Consider the following 25343-nt stretch of genomic DNA (forward strand, 5'->3'; position numbering starts at 1 on the left):
GGCGCCGCGGACCTGGGGGTTACGCCGGACGCCCGCCCTTGGTATCGATGACACCAAGCGGGGCCGAAAGCGCAGCGAAGGAGCGCGCCGGCCTGCTCAGCCGCGATACTGGTGGCGGCGCCGGCGGAAGCCGGCCGCCGCTACAGGGAGGTTGCGTGTCTGCTCAGCCCGCGCCGGTCGCCGAGACCGGCTATCCGTGGCCCATCGAAACCGCGCGCCTGGACAACGGGTTGCGCGTGGTCGTCAGCGAGGATCACACCGCGCCGGTGGTGTGCGTGAACCTCTGGTACGACGTCGGCTCGAGGCATGAGCCGGCCGGCCAGACCGGCTTCGCGCACCTCTTCGAGCACCTGATGTTCGAGGGATCGGTGCACGTCGCCAAGACCGAGCACATGCGCCTGATCCAGGGCTCCGGTGGCTCGCTCAACGCGACCACCAACCCGGACCGGACCAACTACTTCGAGACGCTGCCGGTCGAGCACCTGGAGCTGGGGCTCTGGCTGGAGGCGGACCGGATGGGCGGTCTGGTCCCGGCGCTGACCCAGGAGACGCTCGACAACCAGCGCGAGGTCGTCAAGAACGAACGGCGCCAGCGTTACGACAACGTCCCGTACGGCGACGCGTGGCTGCGCCTGTTGCCGCTGCTGTATCCGCCGGGGCATCCGTACCACCACGCGACGATCGGGTCGATGGAGGACCTGAACGCCGCCAGTCTCGAGACGTTCAAAGCCTTCCATCAGCAGTACTACGCGCCGAACAACGCGGTGCTGACCGTCGCCGGTGACGTCACCCCGGCCGAGGTCTTCGCCCTGGCGGAGAAGTACTTCGGGGCGCTGGAGTCGGTCTCCGACATCCCGCCGGCGCCGCGCGGGCACATCACCGGCGCGGCCACCGAGCCCATCCGCGAGACGGTGACCGGCAAGGTCCCGGCCCCACGGGTCTATCTGTCGCACCGGACCCACCCGTTCGGCACGGCCGGCTACGACGCCATCACCGTCCTGGCGACAGTGCTCGGCAGTGGCCGGGGCAGCCGGCTCTACCAGCGGCTCGCCGACGGCGCCCGGATCGCCCAGCCGGACTACATCGGCGCGTACGGCGTCGACCTGGCCCACGCCCCGGCCCCGCTGATCGTCACGGCCACGGCCAAGGACGGCGTCGACGCGGAGCGGCTGGCCGCCGGGGTCGCCGAGGTGCTGGACAGCATGGCCACCGAGCCGGTGACCGAGGCCGAGCTGGAACGGGCCAAGGCCCTGCTGACCACCTCGTGGTGGCGGCAGATGTCCACAGTCGGCGGTCGCGCCGACACCCTGAGCCGGTACGCGACCCAGTTCGGCGACGCCACCAGCGCGGCCTACCGGTTGCCGCAGTGGCAGTCGGTCACGGCCGGCGACATCCTCGACGCCGCCCGCACGCTCAACCCGGAGTCCCGCGTCACCCTCACCTACCTGCCCGACGAAGGGACCGACCAGTGAGTCTCGTTGCCACCCGGCCCGGCCCCGGCGAGTCCCGGCCGTACACATTCCCGGACATTCAGCGGGTCTCGGTGGCCGGGGGTGAGGTCGTCGCCGCGCACCTGCCGGGTCAGCACCTGGCCACCGCCGCGCTGCTGCTCGACGCCGGTGGCGCGCGGGAGTCCGCGGGTCGCGAGGGCACGGCCACCGTGCTCGCCAAGTGCCTGGAGGAGGGCACCACGACCCGGGACTCCGCGGCGTACGCGCTGGCGCTGGAGGGTCTCGGGGCCGAGTTGTCCACCTCGGTGGACTGGGACTCGTTCCGGGTCGGTGTGTCCGTACCGGTGGCGCTGCTGCCCCGGGCCGTGACCCTGCTCGCCGAGGCCGCCCGCACCCCGCGCCTGGATCCGGCCGATGTCGCGCGGGTGCGCGACGACGAGGTGACCGCGCTGCGGATGGACTGGGCGCAGCCCGGCCCGCGGGCGGACGCGGCCCTGCGGATGGATCTCTTCGGGGCAGCCGAACGGTACGGCCGGCCGCTGCACGGTGATCCCACGTCGGTGGCGGCCGTCACCGTCGAGGACGTGACCGCGTTCCACGAGTCCTGGCTGAAGCGACCGGGCGTGCTGCTGGTCGCCGGTGATCTGGACCAGCTGGATCTGGCCGAGCTCGGGGCGGCCGCGTTCGCGGGGGCGACCGGGGAGCCGACCGCACCGGCCGGACCGCTGGGGGTGCCGATCGCCACCGGCCGCCGGGTGCTGCTGGTCGACCGCCCGGGCTCGGTGCAGTCGACGCTGCGGCTCGGGCACCGCGCGCCGGAACGCGCCAACCCGGACTACGTGGCGATGACGCTGGTGGCGACGGTGCTGGGCGGGGCGTTCACGTCCCGGCTCAACCACCTGATCCGCGAGGTGAAGGGCTACACGTACGGCATCCGGTCCGATTTCGCGATGACCCGCCGGTTCGGCCGCTTCGGCATCAGTACCTCGGTGCAGACCGCGGTGACCGCGCCGGCGCTGACCGACACCATCGGCGAGGTGACCCGCACCCGGCTGGACGGCGTCACCGAGGAGGAGCTGGAGGTGGCCCGCACGTGGCGGGCCGGTCAGCTCACGGTCGACATGCAGACGTCCGGTTCGATCGCCGGTGCGCTGGCCACGCTGGTGGTGCACGGGCTGCCCGACGACTACTACGCGACCCTGCGGCGCAGCCTGCTCGACGCGACGGTGGCCGAGGTGTCCGCCGCCGCGGCGAGGCATCTGCACCCCGACGGCCTGACCGTCGTCGTCGAGGGTGACGCCGCGGTGATCCGCGACGAACTGGTGGCCGGTGGCCTGGGCGAGGTCGTCGACGCCGAGGTCTGAGGTGTTCCGCGGGCCGCCGGCGACACTGCCGGCGGCCCGCGGCTTGCCAGGCGGGGCGCGACAGGTTTCAATGGCGCCCTGCGCTCGTTGTGAGAGCGCTCTCACACCTGTTGGAGTTCCGCGACATGCCCACCAACCTCAGCTCCACCTCGGGAGCGTTCTCCCGCCGGCGCCTGCTCACCCTGCCCGCCGCGGCGGCCGCCGCCACCGTGGCCGCCCCGCTGCTCGCCCCGGACTCCGCCGCCGCCGGCACCTGCGCCCCGCGGCACCTGGTGGACCGGACGCTGGCCGAGCCGGTGAGCCGCGCCTACCACTACCTCGACGTGGTGCAGGACGCCTACGTCAAGGGCGGCGAGCCGCGGCTGCTGCAGAGCTACAACAACGAGAGCGAGCTGATGACGACCGCGTTCGTCTACGACAACGCGCTCGCGGCGCTGGCCTACCTGGCCAACCCGACGGTGGCCAACGTGCGCCGGGCCCGGCTCATCGGCGACGCCCTGCTGTGGATCCAGGCCAACGACGAGAAGTACACCGACGGGCGGGTCCGGCAGGCGTACGCGGCCGGGCCGATGCTCTTCTACGGTGGCGGCCCGTACTTCCCCGGCCTCAAGCGCGAGGACGGCAAGGCGGCGTTCCTGTGGCCGTACGGCTTCGGTGGCTCCTCGACCGGCGACATGGCCTGGGTGGCGCTCGCCCTGGCCCAGCTCTACGCCGACACCCGGATCACCAAGTACCTCGACGGCGCCGTGGCCCTGGGCGAGTGGATCGCGGACAAGGAGTCGCCGTACCGCTTCGGCGGCTACCACGGCGGTTTGCAGGGCGACGGTGAGACGCCGCAGCCGTGGGCCTCGACCGAGCACAACATCGACGCGTACGGGCTCTTCACCCTGCTGGCCCAGCTGACCCGGGATCGGCGCTGGACCGCCCGCGCCGACGTGGCCGAGGACTTCGTACGGGCCATGTGGAACCGCTCCGAGCGCTTCCTGTGGACCGGCACGCTCGGCGGCGTACCGGGTGAGGACCCGAACCAGATCAACATCGGCAACATCCCCGAGGACGTGCAGACCTGGGCGCTGCTGAGCCTCGACAACCGGCGCTACGACGACGCCGTGGACTGGGTCACCGAGAACCTGTCGAATACCGACGGCGCCGTCTCGGGCGTGACGTACAGCAGCCAGGCCAAGATCCGTACCGGGCCGGTCTCCGGCAGCACCGTGGAGAACAACCGTGACGCCGTCTGGCTGGAGGGCAACGGGCACACGGCCCTGGCGCTGCTGAAGCGCGACGACCGCGGTGACACGGCCCTGGCCAAGCGGCTGCTGCGGCAGACCGCAGTCGCCCAGCGGACCCTCGGCGCCGGGCAGACCGTGGGCCTGACCGCCGACGCGGACCACGGCAAGCTGTCCAATCCGGGCGAGGGCGGCACCTGGACCGGCACCCCGCTGCCCGCCGCGGCCGGCATCGTGGCCGCCACCAGCGCCTTCGACACCGGCTTCGCGTTCGGCTACTTCCCGCGCCAGCACGTCGGCGCGACCGCCTGGTTCCTGATGGCGGGGCAGAACTTCAACCCCTACCGATGATGTGACGTGCCCCGGCATCACTCGGTGATGGTGGCCCCGGCCGGATACCGTCGCCGCCATGACGATCACCAGCTCGGCGCCCGTGGCGAAACCGGTCCGGGTCCGGCGGGCGGTCTGGCACGTGCTGCTGTGGCTGCTCGTGCTGCCGGGCGCGGCCTGGGTGCTGCTCCGGCTCAGCGGCTGGGAGCGGGGCGCGCTGGTGCAGTTCCTCGCCTTCACGCCGTACGTCGCGGCGTGGTCGGTGGTGCCGATGATCGCCGCGCTGGCGACCCGGCGCTGGCTGGCGGCGACGGTCGCGACGGTCACCTTCGCGCTGTTCGCGGTGGCGGTGCTGCCGCGCGCCCTCGCCGACAGTGACCGGGGCCCGCAGGGTGGCGTGGCGCTGCACGTGATGACGTCGAACATGCTCTTCGGCAACGCCGACGCGGCCACGATCGTCAAGCTGGTCCGGGACAACGACGTGGCGGTGCTGGCTGTGCAGGAGTTCAGCCCGAACGGGCAGCGCAATCTCGCCGCGGCCGGGCTGGGCGAGCTGCTGCCGTACTCGTCGCTGGGCGGGGAGTTCGGGGCGAGCGGTTCGGGGCTCTACTCCCGCTTCCCGATCACCGACCCGGGCGTACGGCGCAACGGTGGCGGCTTCAACCAGGCGTACGGGACGGTTCAGCCGCCGGGAGCGGTCGCCGTCACGGTCGAGTCGGCGCATCCGCTCGCGCCGGCCGCGCTGGAGATGATCGACGGCTGGCGCGACGACCTGGCCGCCGAGCCGCGCCCGGACCCGAACGGCGCCCCCCGGATCCTGCTCGGCGACTTCAACGCGACGCTGGACCACAAGGCGCTGCGGGACCTGATCAGCGATGGCTACCGGGACGCCGCCGACGCCGCGGGACAGGGGCTGGTCGGCACGTGGGGCCCGTACGACGGCGATCCGCTGCCGCCGGTGACCATCGACCACGTGCTGGCCGACCGCCGCCTGGGGGTGGGCGCAGTCAGCGTGCACGGCATCCCGGACAGCGACCACCGCGCAGTCATCGCGACGCTGCGTCTCCCGGCGGCCTGAGCTCCCGGCCGAAGAGGGCTCGCAGCCCGGCCCGGTAGGTGTCCGCCGGCACCGCCTCCGGGTCCAGCCAGTGCTGCAGCCCGACGCCGATGTCCAGGGCCAGCACCAGGGCGGCCAGCTGCTCGGCGGGCACCGGCAGATCGTCGCCGGCGAGCTCGGTGAGCTCCTCCGCGCTCGACGCGCGCACCGTCCGCAGCCACTGGCCGACCGGTTCCCGGCTCGACTCCTCGCGCATGCCGTAGAGCCACAGCTCGACGAAGGCCATCGCGAAACGCTGGATCTCCGGGCGGCCGACGTTCCGCTCGTAACTGGCGCCCAGCACGTCCGCCCAGGCCGGCAGCGCCTCCCCCGGCGGCCGGTCGCCGGCGCCGTCGTCGGCGGCCAGCTTGCGCTCCAGGATCGCGGTGATCAGGTCCTTCTTGCTGCCGAAGTTGGCGTAGATGGCGCCCTTGGTCAGACCGGCGGCCCGGGCGATCTCGTCCAGCGAGGTCTGGTGGATGCCGCGGTCACCGAAGAGCGTCTCGGCCGCGTCGAGCAACCGCGCGCGGGTCACCTCCTGCTGCTGGGCCCGGGTCAGTCGCTGCGTCATGGTGGCCAAGCTACCCGATTGACATTCCGAGCGGTATCCAGATACTGAGTGGTATCCGAATACCGATTGGTATGTGAGGCGATCGTGCTGCACATCGACACCCTGACCAAGGTCTACCGCCGCGGCGTACGGGCCAACGACGGCATCAGCCTCGACGTGGCCCCGGGCGAGGTGCTCGGCCTGCTCGGGCACAACGGCGCCGGCAAGACCACCCTGCTCGGCCAGATCGTCGGGCTGGTCCGGCCGACCTCCGGCCGGATCACCCTGCTCGGCCGCGACCCGGTCGCCGAGCCGGCCTGGGCCCGCACAGCCTGCTCGTTCCAGCCGCAGGCACAGGCGCCGCTCACCGGCGTCACCGCCCGGCAGGCGATCGAGATCGTCGGCCGGCTCCGCGGCGGCGGCCGCCGGGCGGTCCGCCGGCGCACCGACGAGCTGCTGGCCGCGCTGGACCTCGGCGAATGGGCCGACCAGGCCGGCGAACGGTTGTCGGGCGGCGTGCGCCGGCTCACCGCGTTCTGCATGGCGATCGTCGAGCCCGGCCGGCTGGTGATGCTCGACGAGCCGACCAACGACGTCGACCCGGTGCGCCGCCGGCTGCTCTGGGAGCAGGTGCGCGCGCTGGCCGCCGACGGGCACGGCGTCGTGCTGGTCACCCACAACATCACCGAGGCGGAACGCGCGATCGACCGCGTCGTGGTGCTGGACCACGGCCGGGTCGCCGCCGCGGGCAGCCCGGCCACCCTCGCCGCCGGCCGCGAGATGCGGTTGGAGCTCACCGGCGCGGACGATCACCCCGCACCGAGCTGGTCGCTGGCCGAGCACCGGGAGGGTGGCCGGCGCACGTTCACGGTCGCCGCGGCGGACGCGCACCTCGCCGTCGCCTGGGCGCAGACCCGCGCGACACGCTTCTCCCTCAACCCCGTCAGCCTCGAGGACGTCTACGTCCGCCTGACCGAGGAGGTCACCGGCGATGCGGCACTGGCTGCGTAGTTACCTGCTCCTGCTGTGCTGGTCGGCGATCCGGCTGCGCTACCTGCTGCCGATGATCCTGGTCATCCAGACCATGATGTCGATCGGCATCGTCATCGGCTTCGCGTTCCTGCTGCCGAACGTCGACCCCGCGACCGCACTGCACCTCACCACCGGCGCGCCCACCCTGGCCCTCATCACGATCGGCCTGGTGCTGGCACCGCAACTGGTGGCCGAGGCCAAAACCGCGGGCACGTTCGCCTACAACCGCACGCTGCCGGTGCCGCGGACCGCGGTGCTCGGCGCGGACATCACCACCTGGCTGGTGGCCGGCACCCCGGGACTGCTGCTGGGACTGCTGGTCGCGGTGCTGCGCTTCGACCTCACCCTGCGGGTGAGCTGGCTGGTCGGGCCGGCGGTGCTGCTGGTCGCGCTCACCGCGACCACCGTGGGCTTCGCGATCGCGTACGCGGCCGCGCCGCCGGTGACGAACATGGTCAGTCAGCTGATCGTCTTCATCGCGCTCATGTTCTCGCCGATCAACTTCCCGGCCGACCGGCTCCCCCAGTGGCTGCAGGACATCCACCGGGTGCTGCCGTTCGAGTCCATGGCGCGGGCGATTCGGGAGTCGCTGGCCACTCCGCCGGAAGGCGTGTCCATGCTGCCGTTCCTGGTGCTGGCGGCGTGGGGCGCGGCCGGCCTGGCCATCACGTTGCGGGTGATGGCCAGGCGCGACTGAGCCGGATCAGGCCGCGGTGCTGGTGCTCGTGCTGGCCGCGGCGGCGCGGGCCAGGCCGTAGGTCAGCGCGTCGGTCAGCGCCTTCCAGCTCGCCTCGACCACGTTCTCGTGCACGCCCACCGTGGTCCAGTCGCGGGCGCCGTCGCTGGTCTCCACCAGGACCCGGGTGATCGCGTTCGAGCCGTGCGAGCCCTCCAGGATGCGGACCTTGAAGTCGGCCAGCTCGAAGGACTTCAGCTCCGGGTAGTGCTTGGACAGGGCCACGCGCAGCGCCTCGTCGAGGGCGTTGACCGGGCCGTTGCCCTCGGCGGTGGCGATGACGCGCTCACCGCGTACGCGGACCTTGACGGTGGCCTCGGAGACCACCGAGCCGTCCTCGCGGTGCTCGACCTGCACCCGGTACGACTCCAGCGCGAACGGCCGCACGAAGTCCGCACCGGGCAGCTCACCGCGTACGAGAAGCTCGAAGGACGCGTCCGCGGCCTCGAAGGACCAACCACCCGCTTCCAGGTCCTTGACCTTGCGGGTCACCGCCGTGAGGGTGTCGGGGTGGCCGGCCAGGTCCAGCCCGAGCTCGCGGCTCTTGAGCTCGATGCTGGCCCGGCCGGCCATCTCGGTCACCAGGATCCGCATGTCGTTGCCCACCACCGACGGGTCGACGTGGTTGTAGAGCAGCGGATCCACCTTGATCGCGCTCGCGTGCAGCCCCGCCTTGTGAGCGAATGCCGCGGCCCCGACGTAGGCCTGGTGGGTGTCGGGGGCGATGTTGGCGATCTCGGCGAGCGCGGTGGACACCCGCGTCGCCTTCTCGAGGCATCCGTCCGGTAGGACCTTCAGCCCGAGCTTGAGTTGCAGGTTGCTGACGACGGCGAACAGGTCGGCGTTGCCGGGCCGCTCGCCGTAGCCGTTGGCCGTGCACTGGAAGTGTTCGACGCCCGCCTCGACGGCGGCGACGGTGTTGGCGACCGCGCACGACGTGTCGTTCTGGCAGTGGATGCCGAGCTGGTCCGGGGTGACCCCGGTGCGCGCCACCACGTCGTTGATCGCGGCGGTGATCATCGAGGGGAGCATGCCGCCGTTGGTGTCACACATGACGACGCGCTCGGCGCCGGCGGAGAACGCGGCCTTGACCACGGAGGCGGTGTAGTCGGGGTCGTAGCGGAAACCGTCGAAGAAGTGCTCACAGTCGACGAACGCGCGGCGGCCGTTGGCGACCAGGTGCGCGACGGTGTCGCGGACCATCGCCAGGTTCTCCTCGCCGGTGGTGCGCAGGGCCCGCTCGACGTGCCGGATGTCGGACTTGGCGACCACGCAGACGACCGGCGTCTCGGCGTCCAGCAGCGCCTGCACCTGCGGGTCCTGCGCCACGTCGACGTTGGCCTTACGGGTCGCCCCGAACGCGACCAGCACCGCGTTCTTCAGCTGCAGCTCGGTGCGCGCCCGGGCGAAGAACTCGGTGTCCTTGGGCATGGCACCGGGCCAGCCGCCCTCGATGAAGCCGACGCCGAACTCATCCAGCAACCGCGCGACTGCGAGTTTGTCGACGACCGAGTAGCTGATGCCCTCGCGCTGCCCGCCGTCGCGCAGCGTCGTGTCGAACACCTGGTAGGTCATGGGGGTTCCTTTCCGAGACTGACGACCCAACAAAAAGACCCCCCGCGGATGCGGGAGGTCTGCACGTCGGCGGAGATTCAGCCGGCGCGCTAGGTGCGAATAATCAGCACGGAGTGGGTCACGCCCCGAAGCATGCCACGCGCCGCCACGGTGGGAGCCCAGAATCCACAAGCTGAGACAGCCGATCCCGTACGGGTGAGTAATTCGACACGGCTGCATCGTGACCGCGGCGGTTAGGTTGGACGGGTGGCCGTCGACAATCACCCCCGCAGCCTGACCTTCTCCACCAGCTACAACTTCCGCGACGTCGGCGGCTATCCCGGCCTCGACGGGCGCACGGTGAGCTGGCGGCGGTTGTTCCGCGCCGACTCCCTGCACCGGCTCAAGGGCACCGACCTCGAGACCTTCCAGGCGCTGGGCGTGCGCACCGTCATCGACCTGCGGCGGCCGTTCGAGGTCGAGCAGCACGGGCGGGTGCCGCACTCCGCGGGGCTGGACTACCGCAACCTGGTGCTGGAGCACGTCGACTGGGAGTCGGTCGAGCACTCCGGGGACATCCCGCACGAGCGCTGGCTCGCCGACCGCTACCTCAACTTCGCCGAGGACGGGCAGGCCGGGCTGGCCGCCGCGCTGGGCGTGATCGCGGATCCGGCGGCGGCCCCGGTGGTCGTGCACTGCATGGCCGGCAAGGACCGCACCGGTGTGGTGTGTGCGCTGACGCTGTCGCTGCTCGGAGTCTCCGATTCGGACATCGCGCAGGACTATGCGCTGACCGAGGCCGCGATGGAGTCGCTGACGGCGTACCTGTTGCGGACCAAGCCGGAGCTGGTGCACGACAAGTACCACATGTTCGACTGCCCGCAGGACGCCATGCTGCTGTTCCTGCGGGACCTGCGCGAACGCCACGGTTCGGTGGAGAAGTACGTCCGCGAGATCGGTCTCAGCACCGGGCAGCTGGCGAGCATGCGCGAGCACCTGCTGACGCCCGCCTGACAGACACGGTGGCGCGGCGGGTGTCTACTTGCCGTCCATGCGAGTCCTCGTCAGCACCTGGCCGGCCCATGGGCATCTGCTCCCCCTGCTCCCGCTGATCCGGGCGGCCCAGCAGGCGGGCCACGAGGTTGTCGTCGCCTCCGGCGCCGAGGGCGTCACCGAGGCTCGCCGGCGCGGGCTGACGACCTGGGACATCGGCCCGAGCCGGGCGGAGTCCGACGCGGCTTTCCGCTCCCGGGTGCCGGACCTGGGCGCGGTCCCGCCGGAACGGCGGATGGCCACAGTGATCGGCGGCATGTTCGGCGCGGCGGCGTTCGAACGGGCCGCCGGCCTGGTGCCCCGCGCCGAGGAGTGGAAGCCCGACCTGGTCATCCACCCGATCACCGAACTCGCCGGCGCGGTGGCCGCGGCCCGCACCGGCGCCCGGCACGCGGTGCACGGCCTCGGTCCCCTGCCGACCGAGGCCTGGGACTGGTTCGGGGCGCGGCTCGGCGACCTGAGCAGCCAGTGGGAGGTGCCGGACCTGCCGGCCACCATCCTCGACACTCCGTACCTGGACAACTGCCCGCCGGCTCTGCAGGCGGACGCCGTCCGAGCCTTCCGCAACCGCCGGCCGCTGCGCCCGACCTCGGGCGAAGTCCTGCCCGGCGAACGCCTGCCGTGGAACGCGGACGAGCTGCCCTACCAACGGAGCCTGCACCTGACCCTCGGCACCCTGTTCTTCGGCGCCACCGACGTCTTCCGGACCGCACTGGCCGGCCTCCGTGACCTGCCGGTCAACGTGCTGGTCACGGCCGGCCCCGGCAGCGACCCGGACCGCTTCGGCCCGCAGCCGGCGAACGTCCGCATCGCCGACTTCGCACCGCACGCCCTGCTCCTGCCGCAATGCGCGGGCCTGGTCACCCAGGGCGGCGCGAGCACGATCGTGGCCGCGCTCTGCCACGGCCTACCGCACCTGATCCTGCCGCAGGGCGCGGACCAGTTCGCCAACAGCGCGATTGCCGTGGAGGCCGGCGTGGCCCTGGTGGTGCCGCCGGCGGACTTCTCTGTGGAAACGGTGGCGCACACCGCGACCGAGCTGCTGGAGGACACGGCCCTGACCCGCCGGGCCCGGGTCGTGCAGGCCGAGATCAACGCCATGCCGGCGGCTGAGGAAGTCCTGCAGGATCTGCTGGACAACCCGCGCTAAGCCGCCGGGCGAGAGCGGCCCAGATCGCTGCTCGGTGTGTCGGTGCCAGCGAAGACGACAGCCCTGCCGCCCCGCCGATAAGCAGGGCTTTCGTGTACTAGTAGCAGATCTGCCTGATAGCACACCAAGCATTTCGACTCGTCGGGAACAACACAATGGATATAAACGCAGGTCAGCGGCGTTGATCGAGCTATTCGCCGAATAGACCAGATGTCATCGGTGCCCGGTAAGGGCGCGCCGGTCTAGGCTCCACCCATCAGCAAATGCTGGGACCGTCTCGACGGGGAAGGAGCCGCATGGAAGCGGTAATACAAGAAGTAGGCAAGACAGTCCGGTACTCGGTGGGGACCTGGGCCCGGACTATCCGCCTCGCAATACTGCTCACTCCGGTCGAGCTTGGAGTGTTCCTGTGGCTGGTGGTGCGATAGCCGCCTAGGAGGAACCTAGCAGGTCTGCCGGCCCAGCAGTAAAGATGCGAACTGGGTCGGCACGGCTGCTCTTCACGCTGACGGCTGATGGCCGAGACAGGGCGGAACTCCAGCGGGCACAGCAACTCGGCGTTCAGCTTCTGCGGTTCCCCCTGCGGCTGCCTGTCATTAATCGCCAAGATCGAGTTGTCGACGATCGCCGCCCTGGAGTCATGGCGGCGTCGATGTTCGGGTCGTTCCCGTCGCGGATCGCTTCTTGAGTGACGTCGGAGCCGAAGCGCGCCTGGCCGAACCGTGCCCTGCCGAACACGATGGCCCGACGGGGTTCAGGGGGTGCACGGAAGGATCGACTCGAGCACGGCCCGACGTTCCGGGTCGCGAGTGCCGGCGATTTCTTGCCGTCCGGCCGGGGGGAGGAGTTCGAGACGCCCGGCGGCGACTTCGACTCTGACGTGGTCGCACGCGCCGGATAAGTCGCGCATGGCCACCCTGACGCCTGCCGAAAGATAAGGGACTCGGCGCCGACTGAGGATTCACGCGCCGGGATATCAGACCGCGGCGCGGCATCCGAAATTGTCTTACCGGTGTCCTACGCTCCGCTGCCATGACCACTGCACTAGCCGCCATCGCCGTTTTGATCAGCCTCGCCGCGCTTACCGTCGCGCTATGGCAGGGAAACTCCAACCGGCGTAGCGCCGTCGCCGCCGAGGACTCCGCAGTCACGTCACGCGAGTCGTCAGATCATGCGCGTGAGTCGGCAGCGCACGCGAAGGCCTCCGCCGAGGCCGCTGCGCGGGTTGCGCAGGCAGAGACCGACCGTGACCACGAGGCGTACACGCCCCCGCTGAACGGCCGGTTTCTCACTGACAGCCGTGGTACTGGAAATAGGGATCTGATCTATGTGTTCTCTCTGGACCGGGACTATGAGATAAGGGCGGTGCTCACCTCGGCGAACGGCATCGGCACCACGGACCGGACGGTTGTGCCGCGTCGGAGACCGAAGAACGGGTACGAGGTCGCAATCCAGGCATGGCCGCAGGGCAGCAAGCAATCTGACTGGGCCTGGTTGTTGGTCAGGTTTTGGCCGCCGGTCCCGCAGGAGGGCAGGGCGCGGCCATGGGTGTGCCGGTGCGGGCAGACCGTCGACGCGGGTGACCATGAGGGGCATTGGGATTGGCGTATCCCGGTCCGGCCGCCGCAGCCAGCGGTGAGGGTGGGCTGACCGGCGCATTTGATCTGCGCTCTGGGCCAGGCGCTGCACGGCCGTCGCTGAGCCGCGCGCTACGCCGCGATGTGCGCCGCCACCGCCCGGAGGACCGGGGCAAGATCAGCGCCGTCGATCGCCGCATCGGGCCGGAACGGAAGCCGCGCGAGCCGTTCGACCCCGCCGGCCCAGATGGTGCGCTCGTCAGGTGCCGGCGCGTGCAGCTCCGTCTTCTCACCGCAGCAGGGGCACCGGAAATAGGCCATGTTCTCCACCCCGCCCAGCACCGGCGTCCGCACCTCGCGCAGTGTGGTGAGGGCCCGGCCGGTGTCCAGATGGGAGACCTCGGCCGGCGTGACCACCAGGATCGTCGCCACCCGGCCGGCTCCGGAAAGCACGCCCTGCTGGGTGAAGCTGACACCGGGCGGCAGATCCACGACGAGGACCTCGACGTCACCCCAGGCCGTTTCCCCGATGAGCCGGCCGAGCATGAGGTCGGCCAGGTCGGACCCGAGCGCCAGACCCTGGCCGCCGGCCATCAGGAACCCCGCGGACGCGACCTTGAGGCCGTCCACCTCCATCGCTTCCAGCCCCGAACCGCCGCGGGTCCACCGCGCGAGGGTGACCGACCGGGCCGGCACGTCACGGCGCAGGCCGAGCATCCGCGGCACGTCGGGACCGGCGATGTCGGCGTCGACCAGCCCGGTCCGATATCCGGCCCGGACCAGCTCGCGCCCGAGCGCGACGGCGATGCTCGACTTGCCCACTCCGCCTTTGCCACTGGCGACGGCGACGATCGGCAGCTGCGTCCGGCCCGGTATGTCCATGCGGCAACGGTACCGACGGCCAGGGCGGGGACCGCCTCGCGATCCCCGCCACCAGCAAACTCAGAGAACCCGGTGCACCCAGCCGAACGGGTCCTCGGCCCGGCCCCGCTGGATGTCCACGAGCTGCTGGCGCAGCCCCATGGTCACCTCGCCGGAGCCGCCATCGGCCACGGTGAACTCGCCCTCCGGCGACCGCACTGTGCCGATCGGGGTGATGACAGCCGCGGTGCCACAAGCGAAAGCCTCACGGATCCGGCCCGAGGCCGCCCCGGAGCGCCACTCCTCGAAGCTGACCGGCCGTTCCTCGACCCGGCGCCCGTCCCGCTCCGCCAGCTTGATGACCGAGTCGCGGGTGATGCCGGGCAGGATCGTGCCGGTCAGCGGCGGCGTCGCCAGCGAGCCGTCGTCCAGCACGAAGAACACGTTCATGCCGCCGAGCTCGTCGACGTACCTGCGCTCGACGGCGTCCAGGTAGACCACCTGGTCGCAGCCGTGCTCGATCGCCTCGGCCTGGGCGGAGAGGCCGGCCGCGTAGTTGCCGCCGCACTTCGCCGCGCCCGTGCCGCCGGGCGCCGCCCGGGTGTAGTCGGGCGTGATCCAGACCGTCACCGGCTTGACCCCGCCGCTGAAGTAGGCGCCCACCGGCGAGGCGATCACCAGGTAGAGGTATTCCATCGACGGGCGCACACCGAGGAAGACCTCGCTCGCGTACGCGAACGGGCGCAGGTAGAGGCTGCCCTCGTCGCTCTCCGGGATCCAGCCCCGGTCGATCTTGATCAGCTGGCGCAGGGACTCCAGGAACATCGACTGCGGCAGCACCGGCATGGCCATCCGCTGGGCGGACTGCCCGAAGCGGGCGGCGTTGGCGTCCGGGCGGAACATCGTCACGCCGCCGTCCGCAGTCGTGTAGGCCTTCAGGCCCTCGAAGATCTCCTGCGCGTAGTGCAGCACCGCGGACGCGGGGTCCATCGGGATGGGGGCGCGGGCTTCGACCCGGGGCTCGTACCAGCCCTTGCCCTCCGCATAACGGACGGTGACCATGTGATCGGTGAAGATCCGGCCGAAGCCCGGGTTGGCCAGCAGTGTGGTCCTGTCCGCGTCGCTTACGGGCGCCGGGTTCGGACGGATCTCGAAGTCGAGGTTGTCACCACCACTCATGGCAGTTGACCTGCTTTCTGTCACAAAGAATGAAGAGGTAGCACCCGCAGTGCTCCATGAACTTACCCCGAACGGTCGTTCAAAGCCGGCAGCCGGGCAGCCGTCATCGACCGCCGGCAAGGCCGGCGGGATGACGCGGGTGTGAAGGTGAGTCAGGCGGCCGCGGTGGCGGCAACCCGGTCTCCGACCTCGGCGGTACGCAGCGGCGCGCCCGGCGTGCGGGACGCGACCTCGGCCGCGACCGCCTCGGATACTCGACGGGCCTCGTCGGGGTGCCCGAGATGCTCGAGCAGCAGCGACGCGGAGAGGATGGCGGCCGCCGGGTCGGCGATGCCCTGGCCGGCGATGTCCGGCGCCGAGCCGTGCACCGGCTCGAAGGTCGAGGGGTACTTGCGCTCCGGGTTGACGGAGCCGCTGGCTGCCATGCCGATGCCGCCGGTCACGGCAGCGGCGATGTCGGTGAGGATGTCACCGAAGAGGTTGTCGGTCACCACCACGTCGTAGCGCTGCGGGTTGCTCACCATGAACATGCTCGCGGCGTCGATGTGCTGGTATTCCGTGGTGACGTCGGGGAACTCGGCGGCGACCGCGGCGAAGGTGCGCGCCCAGAGCCCGCCCGCGTGGGTGAGCACGTTCGTCTTGTGCACGAGGGTCAGGTGGCGCCGCTCGCGGCGCTGGGCCCGGCCGAACGCGTCGCGCACGACCCGCTCGACGCCGTGCCGGGTGTTCAGGCTCTCCTCGGTGGCGATCTCGGCGGGGGTGTCCTTGTGCAGGACGCCGCCGGCGCCGACATAGAGGCCCTCGGTGCCCTCGCGGACCACGACCATGTCGATCTCGCCGGGCTTGAGGCCGGCCAGCGGGCTGGTCGTGCCGGGCCAGAGCCGGGACGGGCGCAGGTTGACGTACTGGTCGAAGTCGAAGCGGAGCTTGAGCAGCAGACCACGCTCGAGGACGCCGGGCGGGACGCTGGGGTCACCGATGGCGCCGAGCAGGATGGCGTCGTGCGCGGCCAGCTCGTCCTCGATGGCCTGCGGCAGAACCTCTTTGGTGCGGTTGTAGAAGCGCGCGCCCAGGTCGTAGTCGTCGAACTCCGCATCCGGGAGGACGGCCTCGATCACCTTGCGCGCCTGCGCGGTCACCTCGGTCCCGATGCCGTCGCCGGCCACCACCGCGATCCGCGCCACCGTCACGTCCACTCCCTCAGTCGGTCCGACCGCTCGACCTTAGTCCGCTGTCCCGATCACTGACACGGCGGTCCCAGAGTATGGATGAAGATTCGTTAAGGACCCCGGACGCGAACAACCCCCGTCGATCGCGGCAACGATCGCGGGGGCTGTCACGACAGGTACGCGTGGCTCGCGCCCGCCGGGGGTGCATCCTCCACGCGGAGCGACCACGACAGCATCACCCGAAGACACGGCCATGGAGCCCGCGCGGCAGGACCAACGCTAGCGATGCGGACTAATGTCGCGCAAGACGCATCCCCCGCGTGTCGGGGCGACAACCGACTTCACCGCCCGGCGGTATGGCACCATGCGCCGGTGAGTTTCGACCTCGTGGTGTGGGCCATGGACAACACGGCCATGCCGGATGACGTGCGTGCCGCAAATGAACGGTGCGCCCGCGGCGAGCACCCACAGCGCCCCGCCGATCCGCGCGTCGTCGCCTTCTATGACGCCCTGACCAGCAACTACCCCGACCGCGGGCCGCGCGCGACGCTGCCCGGCACGCCCTGGGCGAGCGCCCCGCTGCACGCCGCGGCGGACCACATCCAGATGCGCCTGGACGAGCAGTGTCCGGACGCGGTGCTCGAGACGATCGAGAAACTGGCCGGCGAGCTCAATCTCGACCTGCTCGACCTCCAGGACGGCACTGTGTATCCGCCCCCGGTGAAAACTCGTTGATCCGCTTGGCCCGGCCGGCCCGCTTGGCCCGGCCGACCCGCGTAGCCCGGCCGACCCGCGCCGGGACCGCGCCGGGCCGTCAGTCCTCGTCGCGGAGGTCGACGATGCTGCCCTTGGCGGAGCCGATCGAGGCCGCGACCGCGGAGAGCAGCTCGGCGTCCACGGAGGAGTCGACGGTCAGCGCCATCAGCGCCTCGCCGCCCAGCTGACGGCGGGCCACCTGCATCGCCGCGATGTTGACGCCGGCCTCGCCGAGGATGGAACCGATCGCCCCGACCACGCCGGGGCGGTCCGAGTAGCGGAAGAACAGCAGCACGCCGCCCGCGCCGAGCTCCAGATCGAACTCGTCGACCTGGGTGAGCTTGCGAGCCTCGCGGGTGCCCGTACCGGTGACTGTGCCGGCCACGCTGACCGTGCGCCCGTCCGGCAGCGCGCCGCGTACCGTGACCAGGTTTTGATGGTCGGAGACCTCGCGGTCGACGACCAGCTCGACCTCGACGCCGCGGTCCGCCGCGAGTTGCGGGGCGTTGACGTAGGTGACCTGCTCCTCGACCACGGAGGCGAAGAGGCCCTTGGTCGCGGCCAACTTGAGCACCGCCACGTCGTGCGACACGATCTCGCCGCGCACCTCCACGGTCACGCTGGCCGCGATGCCGCCCGCGACCGCGGTGAAGACCTTGCCGAGCCGCTCGGCCAGCCCGAGCAGCGGGCGGACGTCCTCGTCGACCACGCCGCCGGCCTGCACGTTCACCGCGTCCGGCACGAACTCGCCCTGCAACGCCAGCTTGACGCTGCGGGCCACCGACAGCCCGGCCTTGTCCTGCGCCTCGGCGGTGGACGCGCCCAGGTGCGGGGTGACCACGACGTTGTCGAAGGCGAACAGCGGGGAATCCGTGGTCGGCTCGGTGACGAAGACGTCGATGCCGGCGCCGCCGACGCGGCCTTCGGCGAGCGCGTCGGCCAGCGCCCGCTCGTCGACCAGGCCGCCGCGGGCGGCATTGATGATGCGCACCCCCGGCTTGACCGTGGCCAGCTCCTTCTCCCCGATCAGGCCCAACGTCTCCGGGGTACGGGGCAAGTGGATCGAGATGAAGTCGCTCTCCCGCAGCAGCTCGTCCAACCCGACCAGCCGCACGCCCAGCTGCGCCGCCCGGGCCGGCTGGATGTACGGGTCGTACGCGATCAGCCGGGTCCCGAACGCGGCCATCCGCTGCGCGAACAGCACCCCGATGCGCCCGAGCCCGACCACCCCGACGGTCTTGCCCTGCACCTCGACCCCGGTGTACTTCGCGCGCTTCCACTCGCCCCGTTTGAGCGCGGCGCTGGCGGCGGCGGTGTTCCGGGCCACGGACAGCAGCAGGGCGATCGCCTGCTCGGCGGCCGAGACGATGTTGGAAGTCGGGGCGTTGACCACCATGACGCCCCGCGCGGTGGCGGCGGGCACGTCGACGTTGTCGAGACCCACACCGGCCCGGGCCACGACCTTGAGCCGCGGCGCGGCCGCGACCGCCTCCGCGTCGACCTTGGTGGCACTGCGCACGATGACCGCGTCGGCGTCGGCCAGGGCGGCGAGCAGGGCGGCCCGGTCGGTGCCGTCCACGTGGCGGACGTCGAAGTCGTAGGCCAGCACGTCGATGGCGGCGGGGGCCAGTTCCTCAGCGATCAGTACCACGGGAGTCATACGTCTCCACCTGTTTGTCTCGCAGGCGGCCGGCCGCCGACCTTTCCGCGATCGTAGGGTGTGCCGGGACCATTACGGCATGTCATCTCATGGTGACCGGCCTCACACGTACGAAACGTTTTCTGTCGCACCGGACCGCTAGCCTCCTCGGCATGTCCCCAGCACCGGCCGACGCCGAGGAAATCGACGAGGATCACGGCTCTGCGATCCCCGAGCCGCCCCGGCGGGTGCCGTTCGGAGTGGCCGTCACCGCGGCCCTGCTCGGTTTGTTGTCGGTGCTCCTGCTGGTCACGACCGTGGTGGCGGCGTCAGCCGGATCGTTCCGGCAGAGTGTTGGCGAGGCCACCGTGCAGGGGCTGGCCGTCGCGCTAATCGCCGTCTGCGCAGCGCTGGTGGCCGCGGTCGCGTGGTCCTTCGTCCGCGACGGCACCACTGTCGGCCCGATGATCGTCGGCGGTCTGACACTGGTGGCCGGACTGATCATGCTGGTCGCCGGAGTGGCCGGGAGCGACCCCGAGACCGAGGTGCTGCGGCTGGGCGTGCTGGCCCTGGTGCTCGGCCTGGGCGTGCTGCTGGTGCCACTGCTCGGGCAGGCCCCGGCCTACCTGGCGGCCCGCCGGGTGTGGTCGCGCGCCGAGCGGGACTGGCTGCACGAGCTGACGACGCCGGAAGCACCGCCGCAGCCGCAGTGGGGGCCCGGGCACTACCCGCCGCCTCAGCAGCCGCAGTGGGGCGGGGTGCCGCAGCCGCACTATGTTCCGCCGCCCGGCTATCCGGGGCAGGCCGGGTTCGCGGCACAGCCGGGTTACCCGGCGCAGTACCAATATCCGCCGCAGCAGGCGCAGGGCTGGGGCGGGCAGCAGCATCAGGCTTGGCCGGAGGCAGTGGTGCCGCCTTGGTCCGGTCAGCAGCCACCCGCGCAGCCCGCCTCGGGCCCACCGGCGCCGGGCCCGCTGGCGCCGGGCCCGCTGGCGCCGGGCCCGCTGGCGCCGGGCCCGCTGGCGCCAGGCCCGCTGGCGCCAGGCCCGCTGGCGCCAGGCCCGCTGGCGCCAGGCGTGCCGGTGCCGGGCGTGCCGGTGCCGGGCGTGCCGGTGCCGGGCGTGCCGGTGCCGGGCGTGCCGGTGCAGCTTGAGACCGGCGGGGTTTCCGAGCAGGCGGCTTCAGCGGACGGGGGCCAGCCGCAGCCGATACCTCTGGCTGCGGCTCAGCAGGCGCCCACCGAGCAGATCAGGCCGGCCGATCCGACCGCACCCCAGCACCCTGCTGCGCCGCAGCAGTAAGCGCACGGCAGCAGTCCGAGCGGCCCGCAGTGGGACCGCGTCCGCAGTGGGACCACGCCCCGCAGCGGGCCCGCGTCCGCAATGGGACCACGCCCAACAGCGGGCCCGCGCCCGCAATGGGACCACGCCCAACAGCGGGCCCGCGCCCGCAATGGGACCACGCCCCGCAGCGGGCCCGCGCCCGCAATGGGACCACGCCCCGCCATGGGGCGGCATAGGGTCCGCACCCCGCCGCAGGCCCGCACCCCGCCGTAGCCCGATTGCGGCGGACGGTCCGTTGAGCAAGTAGGCCGCACCACAGCGGCAGGCCCGGCATGCGCAGCCACCGGGGCCCACAGCCGCCCCGGCCCCGGCCCAAAGCCGACCCCGGCCCAAAGCCGACCCCGGCCCACAGCCGACCCCGGCCCACAGCCGACCCCGGCCGGGCCGGCAGGTCAAGCGCAGCTCAACCCGCAGGCCCCGGAATTCAGACCGTAGGCCGCGGAATGCAGTGCCGCTCGATCGGCGGCGCCGCCGCATACCCCGCCGACGCCCGCCCATCAAACTGCCGGAAGGTCAACGCCTCCGCATCCAGCCCGTCGTACAACAGCTCCAGATCCAAACTCCCCACCGGCGGATAGACCCGCTCCCGCGGCGGCTCCTGACCCACCTCGAGCGCCCCCTGCGCCACCATGAAGTCGATGATCGCCTGGCGGACCGACGGCAGCGTCACCGGTGAGTGGTAGACCACGTTCAGGGCCTGCATCCGCATCCCCTGTACGTGCTCCTCGCCCTTGTTGTCGTGGAAGTGCGGGTTGCGGGTCTCGATCTGCAGCACCGGCACCGAGCTGGCCATCACGTCCGGGCTGGCGCTCTCCAGGATTCCGCCGAACTGCTCGAACAGGTCCATGTACTCGTACGGCTCGACGGCGAAGCCACCCGCCAGCCGCAGCTTCAGGCCCAGATCGAGAGTCATCGCGTGCTCGCCCGCGTTGCCCGTGGCGATCACCTCGGTGCCGAAGCCCGAATACTCGGCCAGGAAGCGGTTGAGCCACTCGTTGGTGATCTCGGAGCTGCGGCCGCGCCGGCTGAAGAACAGTCTGCCCTCGCGGAGTTTCGGCTTGGAGTGCCAGGAGATGCGGACCATCGAGTACGGGCTGTCGGCCAGATGCAGGCCGGCCGCGTAGGCCTTGCAGTATTCGTGGACCGCGCCGGGGACGTAGTTGTCGGCGTCGACGTAGCCGAGGTAGCGGCGGCCCGTCATCGCGGCCAGCGCCATCCCGATCAGCATGGCCTCGCCCTTGCCGGCCCGGACCAGACCGTCCTCGCCGATCAGTTCCTCCATCCCGGCGGCCTTGAACGCGGCGGCCAGTCCGGGGTCTTTCTGGTGCACGCTGATCGCCGAGCGGCCGGCCAGCCGGCAGAACTGCTCGAGCGTCTGTGCCTCGATCTCGTATCGGTCCACCGGCAGCTTGTCGCTGTTGGAGACCAGCACAATGAGACAGTCATGCGGAATTCCGGAGAGCACGCCCTCGATGACGCTTCGTGATTCGTTCATGCAGGGCACCACGATTACCATTTGCGACTCGACTGCGCGTAAAGCTTCGAAGGACACCACTCGGCTGCCCGCCGAAAAGGTGTCACCCAGGGCACCCGAGTCCAGCTCGATGACCCTCTGAAGCTCGTGGATCCGGACCGCGCCGAAGCGCTCGCTCCGAAAAGAATCAGCCAGTCGCATGCGGCGAATCTACCCGCTGCTGTCTAGTCCGCCGCGCCCGAACAGTACACAATTCGATGACGGCGCCGCTTTGGTAAGCGGGACGTAACGCCCATGTTTCAGGTAGTCGAATGGTTACGCAAAAACGCCGGATCGCGGCCCCGGGTGGCGCTGCGATCCGGCGTTCGCCGGTCGGAGAAAGGTCAGGCTGTTTCGGTGATCGGCCGGTCGACCCAGCTCATCATGTCGCGCAGCTTCTTGCCGGTGACCTCGATCGGGTGCTCGGCGCCTTCCTTGCGGTACTGCTGCAGGCGGGTACCGCCGGCCTCGTCGTCGGCGATGAGCGCCTTGGTGAACTCGCCGGACTGGATCTCGGCGAGGATCTTCTTCATCTCCTGCTTCACCCCGGCGTTGATGACGCGGGGGCCGCTGACGTAGTCACCGAACTCGGCGGTGTCCGAGACGCTGTAGCGCATCCGGGAGATGCCGCCCTCGTACATGAGGTCGACGATCAGCTTGAGCTCGTGCAGGCACTCGAAGTAGGCGATCTCCGGGGCGTAGCCGGCCTCGGTGAGCACCTCGAAGCCCGTCTGCACGAGCGCGGCCGTACCGCCGCAGAGGACCGCCTGCTCGCCGAAGAGGTCGGTCTCCGTCTCCTCCTTGAAGGTGGTCTTGATGACGCCGGCCCGGGTGCCGCCGATCGCCTTGGCGTACGACAGTGCGAGCGCCTGGGCGCCACCGCTGGCGTCCTGCTCCACCGCGATGAGCGCGGGCACGCCCTTGCCGTCCACGTACTGGCGGCGGACCAGGTGGCCGGGGCCCTTGGGGGCCACCATCGCCACGTCCACGTCGGCCGGCGGCTTGATCAGCTCGAACCGGATGTTGAGGCCGTGACCGAAGAAGAGCGCCTTGCCGGCGGTCAGGTTCGGCTCGATCGACTCGGCGTAGATCTTCCGCTGGGCGGTGTCCGGGGCCAGCACCATGATCACGTCGGCCCAGGCGGATGCCTCGGCCGGCGTGAGCACCTTGAGGCCCTGCTCCTCGGCCTTGGCGCGGCTCTTCGAGCCTTCCTTCAGGCCGACCACCACGTCGACGCCCGAGTCGCGCAGCGACAGCGAGTGCGCGTGGCCCTGGCTGCCGTACCCGATAACGGCGACCTTGCGTCCCTGGATGATGGACAGGTCGGCGTCGTCGTCGTAGAACACTTCGGCGGTCATTGATGAATCCTCTGTAGGTCAGGCGGCGCGGAGCGCCGGGCCGGTGGTGATGGAACGGGATCCGCGGCCGATCGCGACCAGGCCGGACTGGACCATTTCCTTGATGCCGTACGGCTCGAGGTCGCGCAGCAACGCATCGAGTTTGTCGGGGTTGCCGGTCGCCTCGATCGTGAGGGTGTCCGGTGCGACGTCGATCACCTTTGCCCTGAACAGCTCGACCGTCTCGAGCACCTGGCCGCGCACGGTGCGGTCGGCCCGCACCTTGACCAGCAGGAGCTCGCGCTGGACCGACTGCTGCGGGTCCAGCTCGACGATCTTCAGGACGTTCACCAGCTTGTTGAGCTGCTTGGTCACCTGCTCCAGGGGTGAGGAGTCGGCGTTGACCACGATCGTGATGCGGGAGACGTCCGGGTTCTCCGTCTCGCCCACCGCCAGCGAATCGATGTTGAAGCTGCGCCGCGAGAACAATCCCGAGACCCGGGCCAGCACACCGGGCTTGTTCTCCACGAGCACGGACAGGGTGTGCTTGTTCATACTGGTCACAGGTCGTCCTCGTCGAAGGCCGGGCGCACGTCCCGGGCGAACATGATCTCGTCGTTGCTGGTGCCGGCCGCGACCATCGGCCAGACCATGGCGTCCTTGCCGACGGTGAAGTCGATGACCACCGGGCGGTCGTTGATCTCCATGGCCGCCTTGATGGTGGCGTCCACGTCGGCCTTCGACTCGCAGCGCAGGCCCACGCAGCCCAGCGCCTCGGCCAGCTTCACGAAGTCGGGGATGCGGTGCTTGTGGGTGCCCAGCTCGGTGTTGGAGTAGCGGCCCTCGTAGAACAGGGTCTGCCACTGCCGGACCATGCCCAGGTTGCCGTTGTTGATGACGGCGATCTTGACCGGGATGCCCTCCAGCGCGCAGGTGGCCAGCTCCTGGTTGGTCATCTGGAAGCAGCCGTCGCCGTCGATCGCCCACACCGCGGTGTCGGGGCGGCCGACCTTGGCCCCCATCGCGGCCGGCACCGCGTAACCCATCGTGCCGGCGCCGCCCGAGTTGAGCCAGGTGCCCGGCTTCTCGTAGCGGATGAACTGCGAGGCCCACATCTGGTGCTGGCCGACCCCGGCCACATAGATCGCCTCCGGGCCGACCAGCTCGCCGATCCGCTCGATCACGTACTGCGGGGCCAGGGTGCCGTCGGTGGGCTCGTCGTAGCCCAGCGGGTAACGCTCGCGCAGGTCGTTGAGCTGCGCCCACCACGGCTCGTACGCCGCGGTGCCGCCCGCCGTGGCGGAGACCGCCGCGATCAGCTCGTCGATGACGTGCCGGGCGTCGCCCACGATCGGGACGTCGGCGTGCCGGTTCTTGCCGATCTCGGCCGGGTCGATGTCGGCGTGCACGACCTTGGCGTCCGGGGCGAACGAGTCCAGCTTGCCGGTGACCCGGTCGTCGAAGCGGGCGCCCAGGGTGACCAGCAGGTCGGCCTTCTGCAGCGCGTACACCGCCGGGACCGTGCCGTGCATGCCGGGCATGCCCAGGTGCTGCGGGTGCGAGTCGGGGAACGCGCCCAGGGCCATCAGCGTGGTGACCACCGGGATGCCGGTCAGCTCGGCCAGCTTGCGCAGCCCGTCGGTGGCGCCGGCCTTGAGCACGCCGCCGCCGACGTACAGGACCGGGCGCTTGGCCTGGGCGATCAGCCGGGCCGCCTCGCGGATCTGCTTGCCGTGCGGGTGCAGCGTGGGCCGGTAGCCGGGCAGGTCCAGGGTGGGCGGCCAGGCGAAGGTGGTCGCCGCCTGCAGCACGTCCTTGGGGACGTCGACCAGCACCGGGCCCGGGCGGCCGGTCAGGGCGAGGTGGAACGCCTCGGCCATGATCCGCGGGATCTCCTCGGGCGTCTGGATCAGGAAGTTGTGCTTGGTGATCGGCAGCGTGATGCCCTGGATGTCCGCCTCCTGGAAGGCGTCCGTGCCGATCGCGGGCCGGGCCACCTGGCCGGTGATCGCGACGATCGGCACCGAGTCCATGTAGGCGTCGGCGATCGGGGTGACCAGGTTGGTCGCGCCCGGGCCGGAGGTGGCGATGCAGACGCCGACCTTGCCGGTGGCCTGCGCGTAGCCGGTCGCGGCGTGACCCGCGCCCTGCTCGTGGCGGACCAGGATGTGCCGCACCTTGGAGTCGTACAGCGGGTCGTAGGCCGGCAGGATCGCCCCGCCGGGGATCCCGAACGCCACCTCGACGCCGAGCGCCTCGAGCGACCGCACGAGCGAGCCGGCCCCGCTGACGGGGGTCGGGGACACCGTGGCTACGGCCGGGGTGCCGGCTGCCGCGGCGACGGTGGCCGGGTTGGCACGGTGGGCGAGGGTCTCGGGTGTGGGTCTTGTCATGGCGATTCAGACCTTCGTTCGGGATGGGTGA

At 71.0% G+C, this 25343-nt stretch carries 21 protein-coding genes; 11 read left to right on the forward strand and 10 right to left on the reverse strand.

Translation table 11 applies throughout. The annotated features are described in order from the left end of the window. The first annotated feature begins 155 nt into the window (after positions 1 to 155). From AB0C12_RS20445 to AB0C12_RS20460, 4 genes are all read left to right on the forward strand, one after another. Entirely contained in the window at positions 156 to 1472 is a 1317-nt protein-coding gene (locus AB0C12_RS20445; protein ID WP_360550073.1) for a pitrilysin family protein, read from the forward strand. Beyond that, the gene (locus AB0C12_RS20450) at positions 1469 to 2815 is read left to right on the forward strand and encodes a pitrilysin family protein (RefSeq protein ID WP_360550075.1); all 1347 of its coding nucleotides are present in this window, start codon (positions 1469 to 1471) and stop codon (positions 2813 to 2815) included. The genes AB0C12_RS20445 and AB0C12_RS20450 overlap by 4 nt, the downstream gene beginning before the upstream one ends. Before the next feature lie 125 nt (positions 2816 to 2940). After that, positions 2941 to 4395, forward strand: coding sequence for a hypothetical protein (locus tag AB0C12_RS20455; protein WP_360550077.1), 1455 nt, complete (start codon positions 2941 to 2943; stop codon positions 4393 to 4395). Positions 4396 to 4453: 58 nt separating this feature from the next. Beyond that, on the forward strand, positions 4454 to 5452 hold the full coding sequence (locus tag AB0C12_RS20460) for an endonuclease/exonuclease/phosphatase family protein (RefSeq protein WP_360550079.1): 999 nt from the start codon (positions 4454 to 4456) through the stop codon (positions 5450 to 5452). Here the strand turns inward: AB0C12_RS20460 and AB0C12_RS20465 are convergent. After that, positions 5421 to 6041, reverse strand: a complete 621-nt coding sequence (locus tag AB0C12_RS20465) for a TetR family transcriptional regulator (protein ID WP_360550081.1) — start codon at positions 6039 to 6041, stop codon at positions 5421 to 5423. The two genes, AB0C12_RS20460 and AB0C12_RS20465, sit on opposite strands and share 32 nt — an antisense overlap. Before the next feature lie 84 nt (positions 6042 to 6125). On the opposite strand from AB0C12_RS20465, the gene AB0C12_RS20470 reads away from it, so the two are divergent. Beyond that, positions 6126 to 7031: an ABC transporter ATP-binding protein gene (locus AB0C12_RS20470; protein WP_360550083.1), complete on the forward strand. Its 906-nt coding sequence runs from the start codon at positions 6126 to 6128 to the stop codon at positions 7029 to 7031. Then, positions 7012 to 7749 (forward strand): ABC transporter permease, encoded by a 738-nt coding sequence (locus AB0C12_RS20475; protein ID WP_360550085.1) that lies wholly within the window; start codon positions 7012 to 7014, stop codon positions 7747 to 7749. Before AB0C12_RS20470 ends, AB0C12_RS20475 begins: the two co-directional genes overlap by 20 nt. 6 nt (positions 7750 to 7755) lie before the next feature. On the opposite strand, the gene cimA is transcribed toward AB0C12_RS20475, so the two are convergent. Continuing rightward, positions 7756 to 9363 (reverse strand): citramalate synthase, encoded by a 1608-nt coding sequence (cimA, locus tag AB0C12_RS20480; RefSeq protein WP_360550087.1) that lies wholly within the window; start codon positions 9361 to 9363, stop codon positions 7756 to 7758. 246 nt (positions 9364 to 9609) lie between these two features. Here cimA and AB0C12_RS20485 point away from each other — a divergent pair, with 246 nt between their 5' ends. The 3 genes from AB0C12_RS20485 to AB0C12_RS20495 all read left to right on the forward strand — a co-directional run bounded on the left by AB0C12_RS20485 (position 9610) and on the right by AB0C12_RS20495 (position 13195). Next, entirely contained in the window at positions 9610 to 10356 is a 747-nt protein-coding gene (locus AB0C12_RS20485; RefSeq protein ID WP_360550089.1) for a tyrosine-protein phosphatase, read from the forward strand. Positions 10357 to 10393: 37 nt separating this feature from the next. After that, positions 10394 to 11545, forward strand: coding sequence for a glycosyltransferase (locus AB0C12_RS20490; protein ID WP_360550091.1), 1152 nt, complete (start codon positions 10394 to 10396; stop codon positions 11543 to 11545). A 1032-nt stretch (positions 11546 to 12577) separates the two neighbouring features. Beyond that, positions 12578 to 13195 (forward strand): hypothetical protein, encoded by a 618-nt coding sequence (locus AB0C12_RS20495; protein WP_360550093.1) that lies wholly within the window; start codon positions 12578 to 12580, stop codon positions 13193 to 13195. A 59-nt stretch (positions 13196 to 13254) separates the two neighbouring features. Here AB0C12_RS20495 and AB0C12_RS20500 read toward each other — a convergent pair whose 3' ends face one another. The 3 genes from AB0C12_RS20500 to AB0C12_RS20510 form a co-directional block, all read right to left on the reverse strand. Further along, the gene (locus AB0C12_RS20500) at positions 13255 to 14004 is read right to left on the reverse strand and encodes a P-loop NTPase (RefSeq protein WP_360550095.1); all 750 of its coding nucleotides are present in this window, start codon (positions 14002 to 14004) and stop codon (positions 13255 to 13257) included. Between the two features lie 60 nt (positions 14005 to 14064). Then, positions 14065 to 15162: a branched-chain amino acid aminotransferase gene (locus AB0C12_RS20505; RefSeq protein ID WP_360550097.1), complete on the reverse strand. Its 1098-nt coding sequence runs from the start codon at positions 15160 to 15162 to the stop codon at positions 14065 to 14067. 152 nt (positions 15163 to 15314) lie between these two features. Continuing rightward, entirely contained in the window at positions 15315 to 16346 is a 1032-nt protein-coding gene (locus AB0C12_RS20510) for a 3-isopropylmalate dehydrogenase (protein WP_360550570.1), read from the reverse strand. A gap of 357 nt (positions 16347 to 16703) precedes the next feature. Between AB0C12_RS20510 and AB0C12_RS20515 the strand changes: the two genes are divergently transcribed. Continuing rightward, the gene (locus AB0C12_RS20515) at positions 16704 to 17066 is read left to right on the forward strand and encodes a hypothetical protein (protein ID WP_360550099.1); all 363 of its coding nucleotides are present in this window, start codon (positions 16704 to 16706) and stop codon (positions 17064 to 17066) included. Between the two features lie 79 nt (positions 17067 to 17145). Here AB0C12_RS20515 and serA read toward each other — a convergent pair whose 3' ends face one another. Further along, positions 17146 to 18747 (reverse strand): phosphoglycerate dehydrogenase, encoded by a 1602-nt coding sequence (serA, locus tag AB0C12_RS20520; protein WP_360550101.1) that lies wholly within the window; start codon positions 18745 to 18747, stop codon positions 17146 to 17148. Positions 18748 to 18899: 152 nt separating this feature from the next. Between serA and AB0C12_RS20525 the strand changes: the two genes are divergently transcribed. Beyond that, positions 18900 to 20027 carry a hypothetical protein gene (locus tag AB0C12_RS20525; protein WP_360550103.1) on the forward strand — a complete coding sequence of 376 codons (1128 nt, stop codon included), beginning with the start codon at positions 18900 to 18902 and terminating at the stop codon, positions 20025 to 20027. 466 nt (positions 20028 to 20493) lie between these two features. Here the strand turns inward: AB0C12_RS20525 and mpgS are convergent, their stop codons facing one another. From mpgS to AB0C12_RS20545, 4 genes are all read right to left on the reverse strand, one after another. Beyond that, positions 20494 to 21744, reverse strand: coding sequence for a mannosyl-3-phosphoglycerate synthase (gene mpgS, locus AB0C12_RS20530; RefSeq protein ID WP_360550105.1), 1251 nt, complete (start codon positions 21742 to 21744; stop codon positions 20494 to 20496). A 182-nt stretch (positions 21745 to 21926) separates the two neighbouring features. Further along, positions 21927 to 22940 (reverse strand): ketol-acid reductoisomerase, encoded by a 1014-nt coding sequence (ilvC, locus tag AB0C12_RS20535; protein WP_360550107.1) that lies wholly within the window; start codon positions 22938 to 22940, stop codon positions 21927 to 21929. Between the two features lie 18 nt (positions 22941 to 22958). Beyond that, on the reverse strand, positions 22959 to 23474 hold the full coding sequence (gene ilvN, locus AB0C12_RS20540) for an acetolactate synthase small subunit (RefSeq protein ID WP_023561968.1): 516 nt from the start codon (positions 23472 to 23474) through the stop codon (positions 22959 to 22961). Positions 23475 to 23479: 5 nt separating this feature from the next. Continuing rightward, entirely contained in the window at positions 23480 to 25312 is a 1833-nt protein-coding gene (locus AB0C12_RS20545; RefSeq protein ID WP_360550109.1) for an acetolactate synthase large subunit, read from the reverse strand. Positions 25313 to 25343 lie beyond the last annotated feature (31 nt).

It is taken from the genome of Actinoplanes sp. NPDC048967 (assembly GCF_040649415.1).
Lineage (GTDB): Bacteria > Actinomycetota > Actinomycetes > Mycobacteriales > Micromonosporaceae > Actinoplanes.

What these genes read in the sequence shown, in the direction of transcription:
- AB0C12_RS20490 (WP_360550091.1), top strand. Translation starts at nt 10,394, where the DNA reads ATGCGAGTCCTCGTCAGCACCTGGCCGGCCCATGGGCATCTGCTCCCC.
- AB0C12_RS20495 (WP_360550093.1), top strand. Translation starts at nt 12,578, where the DNA reads ATGACCACTGCACTAGCCGCCATCGCCGTTTTGATCAGCCTCGCCGCG.
- ilvC (WP_360550107.1), bottom strand. Translation starts at nt 22,940, where the DNA reads ATGACCGCCGAAGTGTTCTACGACGACGACGCCGACCTGTCCATCATC.
- AB0C12_RS20505 (WP_360550097.1), bottom strand. Translation starts at nt 15,162, where the DNA reads ATGAGTGGTGGTGACAACCTCGACTTCGAGATCCGTCCGAACCCGGCG.
- AB0C12_RS20465 (WP_360550081.1), bottom strand. Translation starts at nt 6,041, where the DNA reads ATGACGCAGCGACTGACCCGGGCCCAGCAGCAGGAGGTGACCCGCGCG.
- AB0C12_RS20455 (WP_360550077.1), top strand. Translation starts at nt 2,941, where the DNA reads ATGCCCACCAACCTCAGCTCCACCTCGGGAGCGTTCTCCCGCCGGCGC.
- mpgS (WP_360550105.1), bottom strand. Translation starts at nt 21,744, where the DNA reads ATGCGACTGGCTGATTCTTTTCGGAGCGAGCGCTTCGGCGCGGTCCGG.
- AB0C12_RS20500 (WP_360550095.1), bottom strand. Translation starts at nt 14,004, where the DNA reads ATGGACATACCGGGCCGGACGCAGCTGCCGATCGTCGCCGTCGCCAGT.
- ilvN (WP_023561968.1), bottom strand. Translation starts at nt 23,474, where the DNA reads ATGAACAAGCACACCCTGTCCGTGCTCGTGGAGAACAAGCCCGGTGTG.
- cimA (WP_360550087.1), bottom strand. Translation starts at nt 9,363, where the DNA reads ATGACCTACCAGGTGTTCGACACGACGCTGCGCGACGGCGGGCAGCGC.
- AB0C12_RS20545 (WP_360550109.1), bottom strand. Translation starts at nt 25,312, where the DNA reads ATGACAAGACCCACACCCGAGACCCTCGCCCACCGTGCCAACCCGGCC.
- AB0C12_RS20525 (WP_360550103.1), top strand. Translation starts at nt 18,900, where the DNA reads ATGTCCCCAGCACCGGCCGACGCCGAGGAAATCGACGAGGATCACGGC.
- AB0C12_RS20460 (WP_360550079.1), top strand. Translation starts at nt 4,454, where the DNA reads ATGACGATCACCAGCTCGGCGCCCGTGGCGAAACCGGTCCGGGTCCGG.
- serA (WP_360550101.1), bottom strand. Translation starts at nt 18,747, where the DNA reads ATGACTCCCGTGGTACTGATCGCTGAGGAACTGGCCCCCGCCGCCATC.
- AB0C12_RS20475 (WP_360550085.1), top strand. Translation starts at nt 7,012, where the DNA reads ATGCGGCACTGGCTGCGTAGTTACCTGCTCCTGCTGTGCTGGTCGGCG.